General features: G+C 72.6%; 16 protein-coding genes. 8 read left to right on the top strand and 8 right to left on the bottom strand.

Features of this window, described 5'->3' with window-relative positions:
* Window positions 1-53: 53 nt before the first annotated feature.
* Together IE242_RS06120 and IE242_RS06115 are read left to right on the top strand one after the other, a co-directional pair.
* Complete coding sequence (locus tag IE242_RS06120) at window positions 54-1,184, top strand: hypothetical protein (RefSeq protein WP_189855949.1); 1,131 nt, start codon at window positions 54-56, stop codon at window positions 1,182-1,184.
* A gap of 166 nt (window positions 1,185-1,350) precedes the next feature.
* Window positions 1,351-1,995 (top strand): HAD family hydrolase, encoded by a 645-nt coding sequence (locus IE242_RS06115; RefSeq protein WP_189855947.1) that lies wholly within the window; start codon window positions 1,351-1,353, stop codon window positions 1,993-1,995.
* Window positions 1,996-2,035: 40 nt separating this feature from the next.
* Here the strand turns inward: IE242_RS06115 and IE242_RS06110 are convergent, their stop codons facing one another.
* Window positions 2,036-2,296 (bottom strand): hypothetical protein, encoded by a 261-nt coding sequence (locus tag IE242_RS06110; RefSeq protein WP_189855945.1) that lies wholly within the window; start codon window positions 2,294-2,296, stop codon window positions 2,036-2,038.
* Between the two features lie 194 nt (window positions 2,297-2,490).
* Between IE242_RS06110 and IE242_RS38760 the strand changes: the two genes are divergently transcribed.
* Window positions 2,491-2,874: a cold-shock protein gene (locus IE242_RS38760; RefSeq protein ID WP_189855943.1), complete on the top strand. Its 384-nt coding sequence runs from the start codon at window positions 2,491-2,493 to the stop codon at window positions 2,872-2,874.
* A gap of 16 nt (window positions 2,875-2,890) precedes the next feature.
* Here IE242_RS38760 and IE242_RS06100 read toward each other — a convergent pair whose 3' ends face one another.
* The 4 genes from IE242_RS06100 to IE242_RS06085 all read right to left on the bottom strand — a co-directional run bounded on the left by IE242_RS06100 (window position 2,891) and on the right by IE242_RS06085 (window position 6,527).
* Window positions 2,891-3,766, bottom strand: a complete 876-nt coding sequence (locus tag IE242_RS06100) for a 1,4-dihydroxy-6-naphtoate synthase (RefSeq protein WP_189855941.1) — start codon at window positions 3,764-3,766, stop codon at window positions 2,891-2,893.
* On the bottom strand, window positions 3,750-4,577 hold the full coding sequence (locus IE242_RS06095) for a futalosine hydrolase (RefSeq protein WP_189855939.1): 828 nt from the start codon (window positions 4,575-4,577) through the stop codon (window positions 3,750-3,752). The genes IE242_RS06100 and IE242_RS06095 overlap by 17 nt, the downstream gene beginning before the upstream one ends.
* Entirely contained in the window at window positions 4,547-5,020 is a 474-nt protein-coding gene (locus IE242_RS06090) for a DUF2771 domain-containing protein (protein WP_189855937.1), read from the bottom strand. The genes IE242_RS06095 and IE242_RS06090 overlap by 31 nt, the downstream gene beginning before the upstream one ends.
* Before the next feature lie 61 nt (window positions 5,021-5,081).
* On the bottom strand, window positions 5,082-6,527 hold the full coding sequence (locus IE242_RS06085; protein WP_189855934.1) for an MFS transporter: 1,446 nt from the start codon (window positions 6,525-6,527) through the stop codon (window positions 5,082-5,084).
* 561 nt (window positions 6,528-7,088) lie between these two features.
* Here IE242_RS06085 and IE242_RS06080 point away from each other — a divergent pair.
* The 4 genes from IE242_RS06080 to IE242_RS06065 all read left to right on the top strand — a co-directional run bounded on the left by IE242_RS06080 (window position 7,089) and on the right by IE242_RS06065 (window position 13,486).
* The gene (locus IE242_RS06080; protein ID WP_189855932.1) at window positions 7,089-8,015 is read left to right on the top strand and encodes a DUF3027 domain-containing protein; all 927 of its coding nucleotides are present in this window, start codon (window positions 7,089-7,091) and stop codon (window positions 8,013-8,015) included.
* A 164-nt stretch (window positions 8,016-8,179) separates the two neighbouring features.
* Window positions 8,180-11,347 (top strand): sacsin N-terminal ATP-binding-like domain-containing protein, encoded by a 3,168-nt coding sequence (locus IE242_RS06075; protein ID WP_189855930.1) that lies wholly within the window; start codon window positions 8,180-8,182, stop codon window positions 11,345-11,347.
* A gap of 175 nt (window positions 11,348-11,522) precedes the next feature.
* Window positions 11,523-12,335 carry a calcium-binding protein gene (locus IE242_RS06070; RefSeq protein WP_189855928.1) on the top strand — a complete coding sequence of 271 codons (813 nt, stop codon included), beginning with the start codon at window positions 11,523-11,525 and terminating at the stop codon, window positions 12,333-12,335.
* 296 nt (window positions 12,336-12,631) lie between these two features.
* Complete coding sequence (locus IE242_RS06065) at window positions 12,632-13,486, top strand: DUF5707 domain-containing protein (RefSeq protein ID WP_189855926.1); 855 nt, start codon at window positions 12,632-12,634, stop codon at window positions 13,484-13,486.
* A 59-nt stretch (window positions 13,487-13,545) separates the two neighbouring features.
* On the opposite strand, the gene IE242_RS06060 is transcribed toward IE242_RS06065, so the two are convergent.
* The gene (locus tag IE242_RS06060) at window positions 13,546-16,026 is read right to left on the bottom strand and encodes an HAD-IC family P-type ATPase (protein ID WP_189855924.1); all 2,481 of its coding nucleotides are present in this window, start codon (window positions 16,024-16,026) and stop codon (window positions 13,546-13,548) included.
* 185 nt (window positions 16,027-16,211) lie between these two features.
* Window positions 16,212-16,514 carry a DUF2530 domain-containing protein gene (locus IE242_RS06055; RefSeq protein WP_189855922.1) on the bottom strand — a complete coding sequence of 101 codons (303 nt, stop codon included), beginning with the start codon at window positions 16,512-16,514 and terminating at the stop codon, window positions 16,212-16,214.
* A gap of 247 nt (window positions 16,515-16,761) precedes the next feature.
* Between IE242_RS06055 and IE242_RS06050 the strand changes: the two genes are divergently transcribed.
* The gene (locus IE242_RS06050; RefSeq protein ID WP_189855919.1) at window positions 16,762-18,213 is read left to right on the top strand and encodes an NCS2 family permease; all 1,452 of its coding nucleotides are present in this window, start codon (window positions 16,762-16,764) and stop codon (window positions 18,211-18,213) included.
* Window positions 18,214-18,277: 64 nt separating this feature from the next.
* Here the strand turns inward: IE242_RS06050 and IE242_RS06045 are convergent, their stop codons facing one another.
* Window positions 18,278-18,517, bottom strand: coding sequence for a hypothetical protein (locus IE242_RS06045; protein WP_189855918.1), 240 nt, complete (start codon window positions 18,515-18,517; stop codon window positions 18,278-18,280).
* Window positions 18,518-18,634: the final 117 nt, after the last annotated feature.

Below are 18,634 nucleotides of genomic sequence, written 5' to 3'. Positions count from 1 at the left end.
AGGGCGCAGGGCACGGCACAGGTTGGCAACGGACCCGTCCCGGAGGGGACTTCGTGGGGATTGAGAGCGACCAGGTCGTCTACGAGTATCTGAGCCGGGTCGGCGACCTGGCCCAGCGACAGCAGCTGCCGTCCGCCGCGAGAGTGCGGCTGGTCACGGAGCTGCGGAACGAGATCGACCGGCACCGGGCGAAGACCCCGGTGGACAGCCCGGCTTCGGTGCGCCGCATCATCGCCCGCCTCGGCACGCCCGACGAGGTCGTGGCCGCCGCGGGCGCCGCCGACGCCGTACCGGAGCGGCCGCCCGCCCCCGTGCCCGGCCCGCGGCCCGCGGAGGGACGGGAGCGGCCGGACGCACCACGGAAACAGCCCGCGGAACCGCAGGAGCGGCGGCCGAAGGGCCTGCGCCGGATCGTGCCCCGGCCGCGTCCCGCGGAGCCGCCCCGGCCGGCGGAGACCTCCGACGCCGAACCCGCACCGTCCCGCCAGGCCGACGCGGAAGGCGGCACCGCGCCCGCCGACTGGTGGCGCGTCGGCGGCCACCCCGCGGGCGCGCCCGCTTTCCGGACCGGCCACGGCGACGGCCCGTACGGCGACCTCGGGCTCAGTGACGTCGCCCCCGGGTTCGTCGGCGGCGTGGAGATCCCCGAACTCCTGGGGCCCTCGCTCCGGAAGGAGGCGGAGGGCGAGGACGGCACGGTCCCCCGGCAGAAGGGCGCCGCGGTCGCCGTCGAGAAGGCCGCCGCACCCGAGGACGCACCCGAGCCCGAGGCCGCGCCCGAGAAGGCCGCACCCGGGTCCGCCGCCAGGCGCGGCCGCCGCGTCCTGGCCCGGCTGCGCCCCGCGGCCGGCTGGACGAACCCCGTGCTCCTCGTCGCCGCCGCCCTCCTCGTCGCCGGCGCCTTCGTCGGCAGCCTCGTGCCCCTGGTCCTCGGCTGGCTCATCGCCTACATGTCGCGCCGCCTGACCCGCACCGAGGCCAAGTGGGCCGTGCTCGGCGTCCCCGGCACGGTCGCCGCCGCCGGGATCGTCTGGCTGTGGGGCCGTACGGAGGGCAGGTGGGGCGACCCGATCGCCGAGGGGCAGATGAACGACGCGATCGCCGGGACCTGGCCCTGGGTCCTGCGCGCCGCGGCCGTCGCCTCCGCCGGCTACCTGGTGTGGCGGTCCCAGCGCCCGCGCTGACGCTCCGCCGGGCTCCCGGTGTGTTTCGTCCGCGGGTCCGTCGTGGCTGGGCGCGCCCACGCGGCGGAGCCGCACATCGACCCAGCCCCGCGCCCCTGAAGGGGCGCGGGGAACCGCACCGGACCGCCCTCGAGGGCTCGGCCGCGGTCTGGGCACAATGGCCGATATGGCCTACACGACCTCTTCCGCCGCGCCCTCTTCCGCGCCCGTCGTCGGGTTCGACCTCGACATGACGCTGATCGACTCCCGGCCCGGCATCCGCGCCTGCTACCGGGCGCTCTCCGCGCGCACGGGCACGCACATCGACGCCGACCTGGCCGTCACCCGGCTCGGACCGCCGCTGGCGCAGGAGCTGGCGCACTGGTTCCCCGAGGAGCGGATCGCGGCCATGGCGGACCTCTACCGCGAGATGTACCCCACCCACGCCATCGCCCCGACGCCCGCCCTGCCCGGCGCCCGCGAGGCGATCGCGGCCGTGCGCGCGGCGGGCGGCCGGGCGATCGTCGTGACCGCCAAGTACGAGCCGAACGCCAAGCTGCACCTGGCGCACCTCGGCATCGAGCCGGACGCGATCACCGGTGACCTGTGGGCCGAGCAGAAGGCCGAGGCGCTGCGCGAGCACGGCGCGAGCGTGTACGTCGGCGACCACCTCGGCGACATACGCGGTGCCCGCGCGGCCGACGCGTACTCCGTCGCCGTGGCCACCGGGCCGTACGGCGTGGACGAACTGCGCGCGGCGGGCGCGGACACCGTCCTGCCCGATCTGACGGCGTTCCCGGCGTGGCTCGCGGAGTACCGCGCGACGGCCTGACGACCCCGGCCGGGCGGCGGGAGAAGCGGACGCGCCGGGATCATCGCGCGGCGCGCGTCGCCTCGCGAGCCCGGCGGCGTCCGGCCGCGACCGACTGGAGCACGCCCGCCCCGGCGATCAGGAATCCGACGCCCATGAACATGCTCAGGCCGAACATATAGGTGGGGAACGGCGTCGTTCCGAGGAACAGCGGGGCGACGGTGACGAGGGTGGCCACGACGCCGACGAAGAAGACGACGGCACCGGCCCGGACCAGCCGGTCACCCGGCCCGGTGGAATTCGTTTGGGTTTTGTCACGCACCGGACCAGGGTAGTTCCCAGCCCGGAGGAACAGCCGGGCGACGTCTTGTCACCGGCCCCGGGACCATTAGCCTTGGTACCGGCGGGTCCCGACGGCCCGCTCTAGTGCTATACAGAGCCGTTTCCGCCCAGCCGGAACGCTCTCGGTACACCTTTCCGACGCAGTTTCCGACGAGTACGAGGACGAGGACAGACGTGCCTACCGGCAAGGTCAAGTGGTTCAACAGCGAGAAGGGCTTCGGCTTTCTCTCCCGCGACGACGGCGGTGACGTCTTCGTCCATTCCTCGGTCCTGCCCGCCGGAGTCGACGCCCTGAAGCCCGGCCAGCGCGTGGAGTTCGGCGTCGTCGCGGGCCAGCGCGGCGACCAGGCGCTGTCGGTGACGATCCTGGACCCGACCCCCTCCGTCGCGGCCGCGCAGCGCCGCAAGCCCGACGAACTGGCGTCCATCGTCCAGGACCTGACGACCCTGCTGGAGAACATCACCCCCATGCTGGAGAAGGGCCGCTACCCCGACAAGACCTCCGGCAAGAAGATCGCGGGCCTGCTGCGCGCGGTCGCCGACCAGCTGGACGTCTGAGCCGGAGGGTCCTGTTCTACGGGAAGTCGAGTGCCTGCGGGCCGAGGGGCGGTACCAGTCCCTCGGCCGCCGCGCGGGTGAGCAGCCCGCGCACCGCCGCGTAGCCGTTCTCGCCCAGATCCGCCGTGAACTCGTTGACGTACAGCCCGATGTGCTGGTCGGCGACCGCCGGGTCCATCTCCTGCGCGTGCGCGAGCACGTACGGGCGTGACGCCTCGGGATCGTCCCAGGCGGCCTGCACCGACGCGCGCGCCGACGCGGCGAGCAGCTCCAGCGTCTCCGCGCCCAGCGAGCGCTTGGCGATGATCGCGCCCAGCGGGATCGGCAGCCCGGTGGTCCGCTCCCAGTGCTCGCCCATGTCCGCGAGCTTGTGCAGCCCGTAGTTCTGGTACGTGAAGCGCGCCTCGTGGATGACGAGTCCCGCGTCGACCTTCCCGTCCCGTACGGCCGGCATGATCTCGTGGAACGGCATGACCACGATCTCGCCCACCCCGCCGGGTACCACGTCCGCCGCCCACAGCCGGAACAGCAGGTACGCGGTGGACTTCTCGCTCGGCACGGCGACGGTACGGCCCGTGAGGTCGGCCCCGGCCTCCCGGGTCAGCACCAGCGGGCCGCAGCCCCGTCCCAGCGCGCCCCCGCAGGGCAGCAGCGCGTACTCGTCGAGGACGTACGGCAGTACGGCGTACGACACCTTCAGCACGTCGAACTCGCCGCGCTCCGCCATGCCGTTGGTGATGTCGATGTCCGCGAACGTCACGTCGAGCGCGGGCGCGTCCGGTACCCGGCCGTGGGCCCAGGCGTCGAAGACGAACGTGTCGTTCGGGCAGGGCGAGTAAGCGATCTTCAGGGGGCCGGTGTGCGCGGTGTGCGGTTCAGCCTGCTCGGTCATGTGGGGTCCAACTCTCCAGTACGGGTGTGAGCTTCCCGAAGGCGCCGGTGAGCGCGGCCAGCGCGTCCCCGATGCGCCAGGCGGCCCGGTCGCGGGGGCCGACGGGGTTCGAGACGGCCCGCAGCTCCAGGACGGGCGTGCCGTGCGCGGCGGCGGCCTCGGCGACGCCGAAGCCCTCCATGCCCTCGGCGAGGGCGCGCGGATGGCGGGCGGTCAGCTCGGCGGCGCGCGCGGCGCTGCCGGTCACGGTCGACACGGTCAGGACGGTGCCCGCGCGTGCCTCCGTGGCCGCCGTGACGTCTCGTACGAGTGATTCCGGCGGACGGTGGTGGATGACGCCGAAGCCCAGTTCGGTGACCGGGAGGAAGCCGCCCGGGGCGTCCGGCGCCTCGGCGCCCAGATCGGCGGCGGTGACGGTGTCGGCGACGACGAGGGAGCCGAGGGGCGCGCCGGGCTGGAAGCCGCCGCCGATCCCGGCGGAGACGACGAGGTCGTACGGCGTGCCGGCCAGGGCGGCGGCGGTCAGCGCGGCGGCGGTGGAGGCGGCGGCGCGGGCGGGGCCGACCCCGGCGGCGAGGAGGTCGTACCGGACGTACGGAGCGCCGTCAGGGCCCTGCGCGCCGTGCGCGGTGCCGTGGGCGGACCGGTCGTCGTACCGGTGCAGGACCGCGGCGGGCAGGGGCACCTCGAGGGCGGAGGCGGCGAACGCCTGTGCCACCGCGTCCCGTTCGACGGGGACCGCGGTGGCGACGAGGACGTGGACGGCGGGCGCGGACGTGGTCAGGCGTCCTTCTTGAGCTTGAACGACCACAGCCCGGTCACCTTGTTCTCGCCCTCGCGGACCGAGACGACCGTGGTGTTGCCCTGCGCGCCGTACTGGGCGTTGAAGAACACGCTGCCCGGGACGGTGCGGTACGTCTTCTTGCTGGACTCCGTCAGCGGCTGGCCGTTCATCAGGATCGTCCAGCCCTCGTCCGCGATCTCCGGGTCCACGCCGAAGCGGACGGTCTCGTCCGGGTCGACGGTGATGGACTTCATGTCCTTGCCCTGGAGGCACTTCGAGAGCTCGGCGGTGGCGACCGTCTTGCCGTCGCCGTAGCAGTCGGTCTCGGAGCTCACCGAGTCCGAGCCGACCGTGATCGTGGCCAGCGGGGTCGGCTTGTCACAGGCCGCCAGGACGAGAAGGCCGGCGGAAACGGCGCCGAGAGTGGCGACGGCGCGACGTCGGCGCGCTTCGGAACGCAGGGTGGTCATGGCCGAAGGCTATCGGGCAGTTCAAGAGCGGTGACCATGCGGGTACACGGCGTGCCGCGGATCACGCCGGCCGGGAGCGGACCGTGCCCGGCCGGCGGGCGGAGGCGAGCAGTCCGCGGACCGTGGCCAGCCAGCCGACGGCGACGATGGCGGCGGCCACCGCCAGGCCGAGGACGCCGTTCAGGGGCAGCGCGATGCCTATGGCACCGCCGAGCACCCAGGACACCTGCAGCAGGGTCTCGACCCGGGCGAAGGCGGAGGTGCGGACGTGTTCGGGGACGTCCCGCTGGATCAGCGCGTCCAGGGACAGCTTGGCGAGGGCCTGCGCGAAGCCGGCGACCGCCCCGAGACAGGCCATGAGGGCGGGCCCGAAGAAGACGGCCGCCGTGACCGCCATGCCCAGCTCGATCGCGGCGACGGTCACGATGATCAGCTCGGGCGCCCGTGATTTCAGCCACGCCCCGACGGCCGTGCCCAGCGCGTTGCCCGCGCCCGCGGCGACCCCCACGATGCCGAGGGAGACGGCCGCGCTCTGCCCGGCGATCGGGTGCTCGCGCAGCAGGAACGCCAGGAAGAAGATCAGGAAGCCGGACAGACAGCGCAGCGCGGCGTTGGCGGCGAGACCGTGGGTGACGGCGGTGCCGACGGTGCGCAGACCCGGACGCTTCGGCGGCGTCCTGCCGCGCAGCGGGCCGTGCAGATGCTCGGCGTCCGCCGCGAGCAGCGCCGTGTCCTCGCCCTTCGCCGAGTCGACCTTGCGGGGCAGCGAGAAGGAGAGGAACGCGCCGGCGAGGAAGATCACACAGGCGCCGTAGAGCGGCCAGCGCGGTCCGAGGACCTGTAACCCGGCCCCCACGGGCGCGGCCGCGCCCGTAGCGAGCAGCCCGCCCAGCGTCACCCGGGAGTTCGCCTTGACCAGGGAGAACCGGGGCGGCAGCAACCGTGGCACCACGGCGCTTCTGACCACCCCGTACGCCTTCGACGCGACCAGTACGCCGAGCGCGGCCGGATAGAGCTCGATGCCGCCGGTGACGACGGCACCGGACAGCAGCAGCGCCAGCAGGGCCCGGGCGAGCATGGCCGATGCCATGGCGGCCCGGCGGCCGTGCGGCACCCGGTCCAGCAGCGGGCCGATGACGGGGGCGAGCACGGTGAACGGGGCCATGGTGATGGCGAGGTAGAGCGCGACCCGGCCGCGGGCCTCGTCCGTCGGCACCGAGAAGAAGACGGTGGAGGCGAGCGCGACGGTGATCATCACGTCACCAGCGCCGTTGACGGCGTGCAGTTCGATGAGCTTGCCGAGCCCCGACTCACCGGCGCCGTGCGCGTGCGTCGCCCTGCGGATGCCGCGGGCCGTGCCGGTCACCGGGAGGTGCAGGGCACGGCCGACGGAGCGGACGGCACCGTTCACCCGGCCCGTTCCGCGCCCTCGGCTGCTGCCTCCCCTGCCGCCACCCCTGGGCCCGCTCGTCCCGGTGGCACTCTGGGTCGTCCTCGCGGCTGCCACCCCGTCATAGTGCCCCGACTTCGGGGGGCCTAGTGCGGTTACTGCACGGATGGGCGGTGTGAGGTCGTCCGTGGGCCCTGCGCCGGGTGGGGCGGAACGGGGTGGACACGGAACGGTGCGGGCCGGGTGCGCGCCGGGTGTGGTGGCCGGGGTGGGGCGGGTATGTACCGGGGAGGTCCGGCGCCCCGAAGTGCTCCGGGACGCGGCACCGGGCGTGGCACACGGCGGTTTCGCGCCACCGCGCCGGGGCCCGGCCGACGGCCGGGCCGGCCCGTGGGGAAGGCGGCGGAAGTGCGGAATCGTACGTCGGGGGTGGGACCAGGGGCCGGGAGAAGGTAGCGTGCCTAGAACGACCCGGCGGTTGTTCTCGGCCGCGCGCCGCTCCGGCATCCCGCAGAATGGATGACGTAGGTGCGCCCGAGCGCGATCGGGCGCGGACGTCGACGCGGCCCTACCCCCAGTGCCCCCAGTGGCCTGGGAGGTCCCCTCAGCCGCTCCGTCCGCACCCCCCGCCGAGGGACGTGCGCACTCGTGAGACGGCGTAGGAGAGAAGCGATACCTGTGAGCGCAGCGACAACGCGAAGCCGCACCCCCGACCGTCTGTGCGCAGAGGCCGTCGACCTCGCCCGGGCCGCCGCCGAGGAGGCCGCCGCGCCCGGTGTCGTCGGCGAACACGCGGGGCTCGTGTCCGAGGGGGACCGCGTTGTCACGCATTTCTTCGAGTGCAAGGAACTGGGGTACAGAGGCTGGCGCTGGGCCGTGACCGTGGCCCGGGCCTCGCGCGCCCGGTTCGTGACGCTCGACGAGGTCGTGCTGCTGCCCGGCCCCGACGCGCTGCTCGCGCCGGAGTGGGTGCCGTGGAGCGAGCGGCTGCGCCCCGGCGACCTCGGCCCGGGGGACCTGCTGCCCACCGACGCCGACGACCTCCGGCTGGAGCCCGGTTACTCCGGCGAGGAGGAGCCGCCGCCGAACTCCGCGGTCTCCGAGGAGATGGCCGAGCTGGTGGAGGCGGAGGACGCCGAGGTCACCGACGGGCCGCCGGCGCTGCTGCCCGTGGCGCCCTCACGCGGTTCGATCAGCGCCGTCGCCGAGGAACTGGGCATGCGGCGCGCCCGTGTGCTCTCCCGCTACGGCCTCCACACCGCGGCCGACCGCTGGGAGGAGGCCTACGGGCCCAAGACCACCATGGCGCAGGCGGCACCCGCGTCCTGCGCCAGCTGCGGCTTCCTGGTGCCCATCGGGGGCTCCCTGGGGCAGGCCTTCGGTGTGTGCGCGAACGAGTTCGCGCCGGCGGACGGGCGGATGGTGTCGCTGGCGTACGGGTGCGGGGGGCACTCGGAGGCGGCGGTCATGCCGAAGCCGCCGCGGCCGGCTCCGCCGGTGATCGACGAGACCACGGTGGACCCGTTCCCGCTGCGGCCGGCGCCCGACTCGGGGTCCGTGTCGGTGACGGCGGACGAGTCGGCGGCGGAGCTCGGGCACTCGTAGGGGGCTGAGCCCCGGACCTTGCCCCGGGGCCGTGGGGAGCCGGGCCCTGGCCTTGCCTCGGGGCCGTGGGGAGCCGCGCCCCGGCCTTGCCTCGGGGCCCTCCGAAAGCGGTCGCCGTCCCGCGCGCGGTACCTTCGTGGCCGACGCGACAGGGAAGGTGAACCGTGAGCAACTTCGTGCGGCCGGCGGCCGAGGGAGCCGACCCGTTCGGGACGGCGCGGCTGCGGCGCGGGGTGCTGGACACCTGGGCCGCCGCCCCGGCCCGTTTCCGTGAGGACGCCAACGCCGAGGAGGATCTCGTCCTCGGCGGATACCGGGACCGGCTCGTCGTCGAGCTGGCTCAGAACGCCGCCGACGCCGCCGCCCGCGCCGGAGTGCCCGGCCGGCTGCGGCTCACCCTCCGGGACGGAGTCCTCGCCGCCGCCAACACCGGCGCGCCGCTCGACGCGGCCGGCGTCGAGTCCCTGTCCACCCTGCGTGCCTCCGCCAAGCGTGACGCGGACCAGGTCAGCGTGGGACGGTTCGGGGTCGGGTTCGCCGCCGTGCTCGCCGTCACCGACGAGCCCGCCGTGGTCGGGCGGCACGGCGGGGTGCGCTGGTCCCTCGCCGAGGCCCGTGACCTGGCCGCCGGGACCGCCCTGCACAGTCCCGGGCTCGGGGACGAGATCCGCCGCCGGGACGGTCACGTACCGCTGCTGCGGCTGCCGTTCGCGGCCGAGGGCAGCGCCCCGGAGCCGTACGACACCGTCGTGATCCTGCCGCTGCGCGACCCCGCCGCCGAGGATCTCGCCGAGCGGCTGCTCGGCGCCGTCGACGACGCCCTGCTCCTGGCCCTGCCGGGACTGGAGGAGGTCGTCGTCGAGATCGGGGAGGGCCCGTCGCGGGTCCTGCGCCGGGTCGCCCGTGCGGGCGGGGTGACCGTCGAGGACTCCCGCGACGGCGTCACCCACTGGCGTACGGCCGCCGCGCACGGCGCGCTCGACCCCGAGCTCCTCGCCGGCCGGCCCGTCGAGGAGCGGCTGCGCCCGTACTGGTCCGTGACCTGGGCCGTGCCCGTCGGCGACGACGGCACGCCGGTCCGGCCGCGCACCGCGCCCGTCGTGCACGCGCCCACGCCCAGCGACGAACCCCTCGGCGTGCCCGCGCTGCTCATCGCCTCGTTCCCGCTCGACACCACCCGCCGGCACGCCGCGCCCGGCCCGCTCACGGACTTCCTGGTCCAGCGCGCGGCGGACGCGTACGCCGGGCTCCTCGGCGAGTGGCGGCCGGTGACCCCCGGGATCCTCGATCTCGTGCCCGGGCCGCTCGGCAAGGGCGAGCTGGACGGGGCGCTGCGCCGGGCGATCCTCGAACGGTTGCCCCGTACGGCCTTCCTGCCGACCGCGCTCGCTCCCGGGGACCTCGGGGACAGCAAGGAGCGCGAGGACCTTTACGGCCACGAGGACCACGAGGGCCTGCCCGCGGTGCTCCGCCCGCGTGACGCCGAGGTCGTGGAGGGCGCCGGGGCCGACACCGTACGCGTGCTCGCCGAGGTGCTGCCCAGCCTGCTGCCCGCCGGGCTCGAACGGCGCGCCGAGCTGCGCACCCTCGGTGTCGCCCGCCTTCCGCTCACCGAGGCCGTCGACCGGCTCGCCGGGCTGGAGAAGGCGCCCGGCTGGTGGCGGCGGCTGTACGACAGCCTCGCCGGGGTCGACCCCGACCGGCTGTCCGGGCTTCCCGTACCCCTCGCCGACGGGCGGACGACCATCGGGCCCCGGCAGGTGCTGCTGCCCACGGGCGGATCCTCCGGGGCGGCCGCTCCCGAGGCCCTCGCCCGGCTCGGGCTCAAGGTCGCCCACCCGGACGCCGCCCACCCCCTGCTGGAGAAGCTCGGCGCCCTCCCGGCCACGCCCCGTGCCGTGCTGACCACCCCGCAGGTGCGGGCCGCGGTCGCCGCCTCCCTGGACGAGGAGGGCGTGGGCTGGGACACCGATGCCCCGGACGCCGGGGAGCTCGCGGACCTCGTCCTCGCGCTCGTCCGGGACGCCGCTCTGGAACCCGGTGACGAGCCCTGGCTCGGCGCGCTCGCGCTCCCCGACGAGGACGGCGAACTCGCGCCCGCGAGTGAACTGGTGCTGCCCGGCAGCCCCTTCGCGCAGGTCATGCGTGAGGGTGAACTCGCCGCCGTGGACGAGGAACTGGCGGCCCGCTGGGGTGAACAGCCGCTGGCCGCCTGCGGCGTGCTGGCCACGTTCGCGCTCGTCCGCGCCACCGACGTCGTCCTCGACCCCGACGAACTGGAGCCCCGCGACGGCGACTTCGCCGAGCCCGACGACGCGGGACTGCTGGACGCCGTGGACGTGTGGTGCGAGGACGTCCTCGACCGGCTGCCTCAGACGCCGGTCCCGCCGGTCGCCACGGAGATCGTCGCCGTACGGGACCTGGATCTCGTCGACGACGACCGCTGGCCCGAGGCCCTCGCTCTCCTTTCCCGCCCGCCGCTGCGCGACGCGCTCACCCAGCCCGTACGCCTGCTGCTGCCCGACGGGACGCACGAGATCGTCCGGCCGTACACGGCGTGGTGGCTGCGCGGGCACCCGGTGCTCGACGGCCGCCGCCCGGCCGGTCTGCGCGCGGCCGGCGGCGACCAGCTGCTGCGCGGCCTGTACGAGGAGGCCGACGCGACCGGCTTCGACGACGAGCAGGTGCTGCGGGCGCTGGGCGTACGGACGTCGGTGGCCGCCCTCCTCGACGAGCCCGGTGGCGCCGCCGAGCTGCTGGACCGCCTGGCCGACCCGGAGCGGCCGGTGACCGCCGCCCAACTGCACGCCCTGTACGGCGCGTTGGCCGACCTCGACCCCGAGCAGGTGACCCTGCCCGACGAGCTGCGGGCCGTGGTGGACGGTGAGGTCGTCGTCGTGGACGCGGCGGACGCGGTGGTCGTCGACTCGCCCGACCTGCTGCCCTTCACGGGCGGGACACCGCTGCTGCCCGTACGGCCGTCGCGCGCCGGTGACCTCGCGGAACTGTTCCAGGTGCGGCGGCTGAGCGAGTCGGTGACCGGTGAGGTGACATCCGAGGGCACGGAGCACGACGTACCGGAGTCCGTGCGCGTGCTGCTGGGTCCGGCGACCCCCGCCTCGTACGTCGAGCACGACGAACTCGTCGTGGACGGGGTGGAGCTGGACTGGCGCCGGACGCGTGACGGGGTGCTGCACGCGTCCACCCTGGAGGGTGTCGCGGCGGGGCTGGCGTGGGCGGCCGGTCAGTGGCCGCGCCGCTTCGAGGTGGCGGCGCTGCTGGAGGACCCGTCCCGGACGGAGGAGCTGGCGCGGGACCGTTGGTTCGACTGAGCGGACGGGAGATCTGTGATCTTCGCAACACGTGCGAGGATCCTTCACCATTCATGCAACTATTCCCCCGGCTGGTGGATCTCACCACGTGAGCCGTCAGGCTCCTCGCAGTCAACTCGGGTCCCGTTCGGCGGTTTTCCGGCCGCCGCGGGACCCCTTCCAACGTGGGGAACTCATGCGCATTCGTGCCACTGTGGCCGCCGCCTCCGGCGCCCTGGCCCTTTCCGCCCTCGCCGTTCCGGTCGCGCAGGCCGACGAGGTGCCCTCGCGCGAGGGACGCTCCGGGGTCGCTCCGCTGGACGCCGGGTCCGGGGACACCACGATCACCAAGGTGGTCGTCGACGGGGACAACAAGGTGTCGGTGTCCACGTCCGGTCTGAAGACCATCAAGATCAGCGTGACGGCTAAGGACAACTCGGGTATCGCGGGCGCCAACGCCTTCACCCTGAGCGGCCCCGACTACGGCTTCTACATGTCCGGCAAGCCGACCTGCACGAAGGTCAGCTCCACCACGTCGACGTGCACCGCCTCGGTGAAGGTGGACCCGAAGGTCGACTACCTCAGCAACGCCAACGCCGGCACCTGGTACGTCGACGCGTGGATCGACGCCAAGGACGGCGACTTCGTGTGGGAGGAGAAGGCCGGCTCCTTCAAGTTCCAGCGCGCCTCGAAGCTCACGGTCAACGCCTCCCCGGAGCCGGTGAAGAAGGGCAAGACCATCACCGTCACCGGCAACCTGACCCGGGCCAACTGGGAGACGCTCAAGTACGGGGGCTACAGCGCGCAGTCCGTCAAGCTCCAGTTCAAGAAGAAGGGCACGTCCACCTACAAGACGGTCAAGACCGTCAAGTCGGGCTCCGGGAAGTCGGCCGGCGTGCTGAAGACCACCGTCAAGGCGTCCGTGGACGGCACCTACCGCTACTCCTTCGCGGGCACGTCCACCGCTTCGGCGGTCAGCTCCTCCGGTGACGCCATCGACGTGAAGTAAGCGGTAAGCGGTAAGCAGTAAGAAGTACCGGTGAGCCCCGCAGGGCTCACGCTCACGTCGGGAAGCGGCGGCCGGCCCAGCTCCACACTCCACAGGAGTTCCAGGGCGGCCGCCGCCACCACGCCGCCCGGGATCGCGTATCGCACCACGCGCGCGAATCTTTCACCACTCGTACAACTATTCCCCCGGCTCGTGTATCTGATCATGCGAGCCGTCAGGCTCCTCAGAGTCAACTCGGGCCCCGCGCGGCGGCGTTCCAGCCTGCCCGCGGGATCCCTCTCCAACGTGGGGAACGCATGCGCATTCGTGCCACTGTGGCCGCCGTCTCCGGCGCCCTGGCCCTCTCCGCCCTCGCCGTGCCGGCCGCGCAGGCCGACGAGGTACCGGAGACCTTCTCCGCCGCGGCGGCCGTCGGCTCCAAGGCCGGCTCCAGCTCCTTCGACGACTCGTACGGTGACACCAAGGTCTCGAACGTCGTCGTCAACGGCGGCAAGGCGGTCGTCTTCGGCACCTCCGCGGGCAAGACCGTCAAGGTCACCTTCACCGCCACGGACAACTCCGGCATCAAGCAGGCCAACGCGATCCTGTGGCACGGCTCCTCGGTCGATGAGGCGGACGGTGGCGCCATCACCAGCACCCCGGACAGCCCCGCCAAGTGCACCAAGGTCACCAGCACCAAGTCGACCTGCGTGGCCAACTTCGCCATGAAGCCGACCACCCACCTGGTCAACGACCTGGCCGGCACGTGGAAGGTCTTCGTGGCCGTCCAGGCCAAGGACGGCAACTACGTCATCAAGGAGAACGCCAAGAGCTTCAAGATCCAGCGCGCCTCGAAGCTCACGGTCAACGCCACCCCGGAGCCGGTCAAGAACGGCAAGACCATCACGGTCACCGGCAGCCTGACCCGCGCCAACTGGGACACCCACAAGTACGCGGGCTACACCCAGCAGTCCGTCAAGCTCCAGTTCAAGAAGAAGGGCACGTCCACCTACAAGACGGTCAAGACCGTCAAGTCGGGCACCGGCAAGTCGGCCGGCGTGCTGAAGACCACCGTCAAGGCGTCCGTGGACGGCACCTACCGCTACTCGTTCGCGGGTTCGTCCACCTCCCCGGCGGTCAGCTCCTCCGGTGACGCCGTCGACGTGAAGTAAGCGGTAAGCAGTAAGCGGTAAGCAGTAAGAAGTACCGGTGAGCCCCGCAGGGCTCACGCTCACGTCGGGAAGCGGCGGCCGACCCACCTCCACAGGAGCTCCAGGGCGGCCGCCGCCACCGCCGCGACGCCGACCGCGGCCCACGGCATCGTCGTCCCCACCAGCTTCAGCGCGAAGAAGTCCTGGAGCCACGGCACGGCCAGTACCAGCAGGAAGCCGAGCCCCATCGCCGCCACCAGGCACAGCCGCCACCAGGTGTACGGCCGGGCGATGATCGCCAGCACCCACATGGAGATCAGGAAGAGCGTCAGCGTCGCGACGCTCGTCTCCGCGTCCAGGGCGCCCGGACCCGTGTAGTGCCCGCCGGCGAGCAGATACGTCGCGAAGGTCGCCACTCCCGCCACCACGCCGCCCGGTATCGCGTACCGCATCACGCGCCGTACGAAGTGCGGCTGCGCGCGTTCCTTGTTGGGCGCCAGGGCGAGGAAGAACGCCGGTACGCCGATCGTCAGGGTCGACAGCAGGGTCAGGTGGCGCGGCAGGAACGGGTACTCGACCTGCGAGAGCACCACCAGGATCGCCAGCAGCACCGAGTACACCGTCTTCACCAGGAAGAGTGTCGCCACGCGGGTGATGTTGCCGATGACCCGCCGGCCCTCGGCCACCACCGACGGCAGCGTGGCGAAGCTGTTGTTCAGCAGCACGATCTGGGCGACCGCCCGGGTGGCCTCCGAGCCCGAGCCCATGCTGACGCCGATGTCCGCGTCCTTGAGGGCGAGGACGTCGTTCACGCCGTCGCCCGTCATGGCGACCGTGTGGCCGCGTGACTGGAGCGCGCCCACCATGTCCCGCTTCTGCTGCGGGGTGACCCGTCCGAACACCGTGCCCGCCTCGACTCCCTTCGCCATCCGCTCGGGGTCGTCGGGCAGCCGGCGGGCGTCCACGACCTCGCCCTCGAGCCCCAGCTTCGCGGCGACCGCGCCCACCGAGACCGCGTTGTCCCCGGAGACCACCTTGGCCGCCACGTCCTGCTGCGCGAAGTAGCGCAGGGTGTCGGCGGCGTCCGGGCGCAGCCGCTGTTCCAGGACGACCAGCGCGGTCGGCTCGACGTCGCGCGCGACCTCGGGGTCGTCCAGGTCGCGGGCGGTGCGGGCCAGCAGCAGCACGCGCAGCCCCTGCTCGTTCAGCCGCCCGGTCTCGGCGAGCGCCGGATCGTCGTCGTCCAGCAGCACGTCGGGGGCGCCCAGCAGCCACGTACCGGACTCGCCGTCGCCCTCGCTGCACGCCGCGCCGCTGTACTTGCGGGCCGAGGAGAAGGGCAGCGACCGGGTGCAGCGCCAGTCCTCGCTGTCCGGGTAGGCGTCGATGATGGCCTGGAGGGAGGCGTTGGGGCGCGGGTCCGACTCGCCGAGGGCGCCCAGCACCTTGCGTACGTACGACTCGTCGGCGCCGCCGAGCAGCCGCAGCTCGGTGACGACCATGCCGCCCTCGGTGAGGGTGCCGGTCTTGTCGAGGCAGACGACGTCGACGCGGGCGAGTCCCTCGATGGCGGGCAGTTCCTGGACGAGGCACTGCTTGCGGCCGAGGCGGATGACACCGATCGCGAAGGCCACGGAGGTGAGCAGGACGAGGCCCTCCGGGACCATCGGCACGATGCCGCCGACCGTCCGGGCGACCGAGTCCTTGAAGGCGTTGTCCTTCACCAGCAGCTGGCTGATGATCAGCCCGATCGCGGTCGGGACCATCATCCAGGTGACGTACTTGAGGATCGTGGAGATCCCGGAGCGCAGCTCGGAGTGGACGAGCGTGAAGCGGGACGCCTCCTCGGCGAGCTGCGCCGCGTACGCCTCGCGCCCCACCTTCGTCGCCCGGAACGCGCCACCGCCCGCGACCACGAAACTGCCGGACATCACCTGGTCCCCGGGCTGTTTCACGACCGGGTCCGCCTCGCCGGTGAGCAGCGACTCGTCGATCTCCAGCCCGTCCGCCTCGACGATCTCGCCGTCCACGACGATCTTGTCCCCGGGCCCGATCTCGATGAGGTCGCCGAGCACGATCTCGGAGGTGCTCACCGTCGCGGCGACCCCGTCCCGGCGCACGGTCGGCCGGGCCTCCCCGATCACCGCCAGCGAGTCGAGGGTCTTCTTGGCGCGCCACTCCTGGATGATCCCGATGCCCGTGTTGGCGAGGATCACGAAACCGAACAGGCTGTCCTGGATCGGTGCGACGACCAGCATGATCACCCAGAGCACGCCGATGATCGCGTTGAACCGGGTGAAGACGTTCGCGCGGACGATGTCGACCAGGGAGCGGCTGCTCCGTACGGGAACGTCGTTGACCTCGCCCCGGGCGACCCGCTCGGCCACCTCGGCCGCGGACAGCCCGGCCGGCCTGGTTGGCCTGGCCGACTCGGGTATCCCATGAGGTTCGGACACGCCGGTCGGCCCGGACACCTCGGTCGGCCGGTCCGGTCGGTGGACGGCGGGCCGACCGTCGCCGGGACGGGGCCCGGGATCGGCGCCCGCGTCGGTGTGTGTCATGCGTTCGACGGTACGTGCGAATCCGGGCCCGCACCTGGCGAGCGGGAGAGGTTCCGACCTGGGTAGGACGGACGTGATGCCGGGGTCGTACGCCGGGGCGGCCGTCGGCCGGGGAGCGGTGGGCGCGGCGCGTGCACGAGGTGCCCCGGCCGTCGTCCGGGCGGACTGTGCGGCCAGGGCACGCCCTACGGTGTCTGCTCGGTGGCCGCCGGGGCCGAGGCCGCCGCCGGGTCCTCGTCCGCCGTCGCCGCCGCGCGCTTGATCGCCGCGTCCCGCCTGCGCACGTACCAGATGCCGATCAGGCCCAGCCCACCGCCGGCGAGGCAGGTCCACAGCCACCAGAGGTGACCGTGGTCGTCGAACCAGCCATAGAAGGGCAGCTGTGCCAGAAAGAGGACGAACCACACGATCGTGCCGCCGGTGATGGTGGCGACCACGGGGCCCTCGAGGGGCTCCGGCGCTTCGTGCTTCGGTGTCCACTTCGCCATGGGGACAGCTTACGAGGGCGCCTGGGCGGGTGATCGGCCGACCGGCGGATGCGGACCGATGCCGGACCGATGCCGGACCGGATGCGAGGCCGACGTCCGGCCGATGCCAGGTCCACCACAGTTCTACGCGCGGAGATGGCGCTTCGCGGGTCATATGTTCATACTGAAACGGTCTGTGTTTGGCTACTTCTTTTCGTAGAAAACTCCAACGGCACTGGGGGAGAGTCGTTGGGGATGAGGTCTCCGCATGCCCACCTCGGCCCCCGCCAAGGCCACCACGCCCGAGTCGCCGGAACCCCGGCCCGCTCAGGGTGCTCTCGACCGCTACTTCAAGATCTCCGAACGGGGCAGCACGCTGGCCCGGGAGGTCCGGGGTGGTTTCGCCACGTTCTTTGCCATGGCGTACATCATCGTGCTGAACCCGATCATTCTGGGCAGCGCGAAGGACATGTACGGACACCAGCTGGACAACGGCCAGCTGGTCACCGCGACGGCCCTGACCGCCGCCTTCACCACGCTCCTCATGGGCGTCATCGGCAACGTCCCGATCGCCCTGGCCGCCGGTCTGGGTGTGAACTCGGTCGTCGCGCTCCAGCTCGCCCCGCGGATGTCCTGGCCGGACGCCATGGGCATGGTCGTGCTGGCCGGTTTCGTGGTGATGCTGCTGGTCGCCACCGGTCTGCGTGAGCGGGTCATGAACGCCGTGCCGTTCGGCCTGCGCAAGGCCATCTCCATCGGCATCGGCCTGTTCGTCCTGCTGGTCGGACTCGTCGACTCCGGCTTCGTCACCCGTATGCCGGACGCCGCCCAGACCACCGTCCCGCTCCAGCTGGGCACCGGCGGTCATCTGCTGGGCTGGCCGGTCCTGATCTTCGTCCTCGGCGTGCTGCTCACCTTCGCGCTGCTCGTCCGCAAGATGTCCGGCGCGATCCTGATCTCGATCGTCGTGATGACCGCCCTCGCGGTGATCATCAACGCCGTCGCCGACATCCCCTCCTGGGGCCTGACCACCCCGGAGTGGCCCGGCAACCCCGTCGCCGTGCCCGACCTCGGCCTGATCGGTCAGGTCAGCCTGTTCGGCGGTTTCGACAAGGTCGGCATCCTGACCGGTGTCCTCTTCGTCTTCACCGTCCTGCTGTCCTGCTTCTTCGACGCCATGGGCACGATCATGGGCGTCAGCGACGAGGCGAAGCTGACCGACGCCCAGGGCCAGATGCCCGGCATCAACAAGGTGCTCATCGTCGACGGCATCGCGGTCGCCGCGGGCGGCGCCAGCTCCTCCTCGGCCACCACCTGCTTCGTGGAGTCCACGGCCGGTGTCGGTGAGGGTGCGCGCACCGGCTTCGCGAACATCGTCACCGGCGGTCTGTTCGCGGTGTCCCTGTTCCTGACGCCCGTCGCCACGATGGTTCCGTCCCAGGCCGCCACTCCGGCCCTGGTCGCGGTCGGCTTCCTGATCCTGTCCGGCTCGATCAAGGAGATCGACTGGTCGGACTTCACGATCGCCATCCCGGCGTTCGTGACCATGTTCATGATGCCGTTCACCTACTCGATCACGAACGGCATCGGCATGGGCTTCATCGCCTTCGTGGTGCTGCGCCTGGCGTCCGGCCGCGGACGAGAGGTCCCGGTGGCGATGTACGTCGTGTCGGCCGTGTTCGCCTTCTACTACCTGATGCCGGCGCTGGGGCTGACCTGACCGCCTGTGCGGGGGCTCGCCCGGGCGCCCGTACGAGGGCTCGCCCGATCGCCCGCGTCGAGCCTCACCTGATGCCCGTGTCGGTGTCGGCGGGGCTCACGAGGGGCCGGGCGGCCCCCGCTCCCGGGCTCCCGTAGAACTTCTCCGTCTCGTCGACGGCGGCCTGGAACCGCTCGTCGAAGTCCTCCCGAATGAGCGTCCGGACGACATAGTCCTGGACGCTCATTCCTCTTTCGGCGGCACGCCGCCGGAGGCGTTCGAGCAGGTCGCGATCCATTCGCAGGCTGAGCACACTGGTCCCCATGCACACGAGGGTCGAACGGGTCCGGGTACGGTGCGTCATGTTCCGCCACCGACTCACCCGTACGAGTGAAGTGTCGGTGGGGTGTCGGCGATGTGGTGCGTGAGTGGCCTGATTCAC

The sequence above is a fragment of the Streptomyces poonensis genome (genome assembly GCF_014650915.1).
In the GTDB taxonomy this organism is placed as follows: domain Bacteria; phylum Actinomycetota; class Actinomycetes; order Streptomycetales; family Streptomycetaceae; genus Streptomyces; species Streptomyces poonensis.
This window is presented reverse-complemented; position numbering and strand designations above follow the sequence as displayed.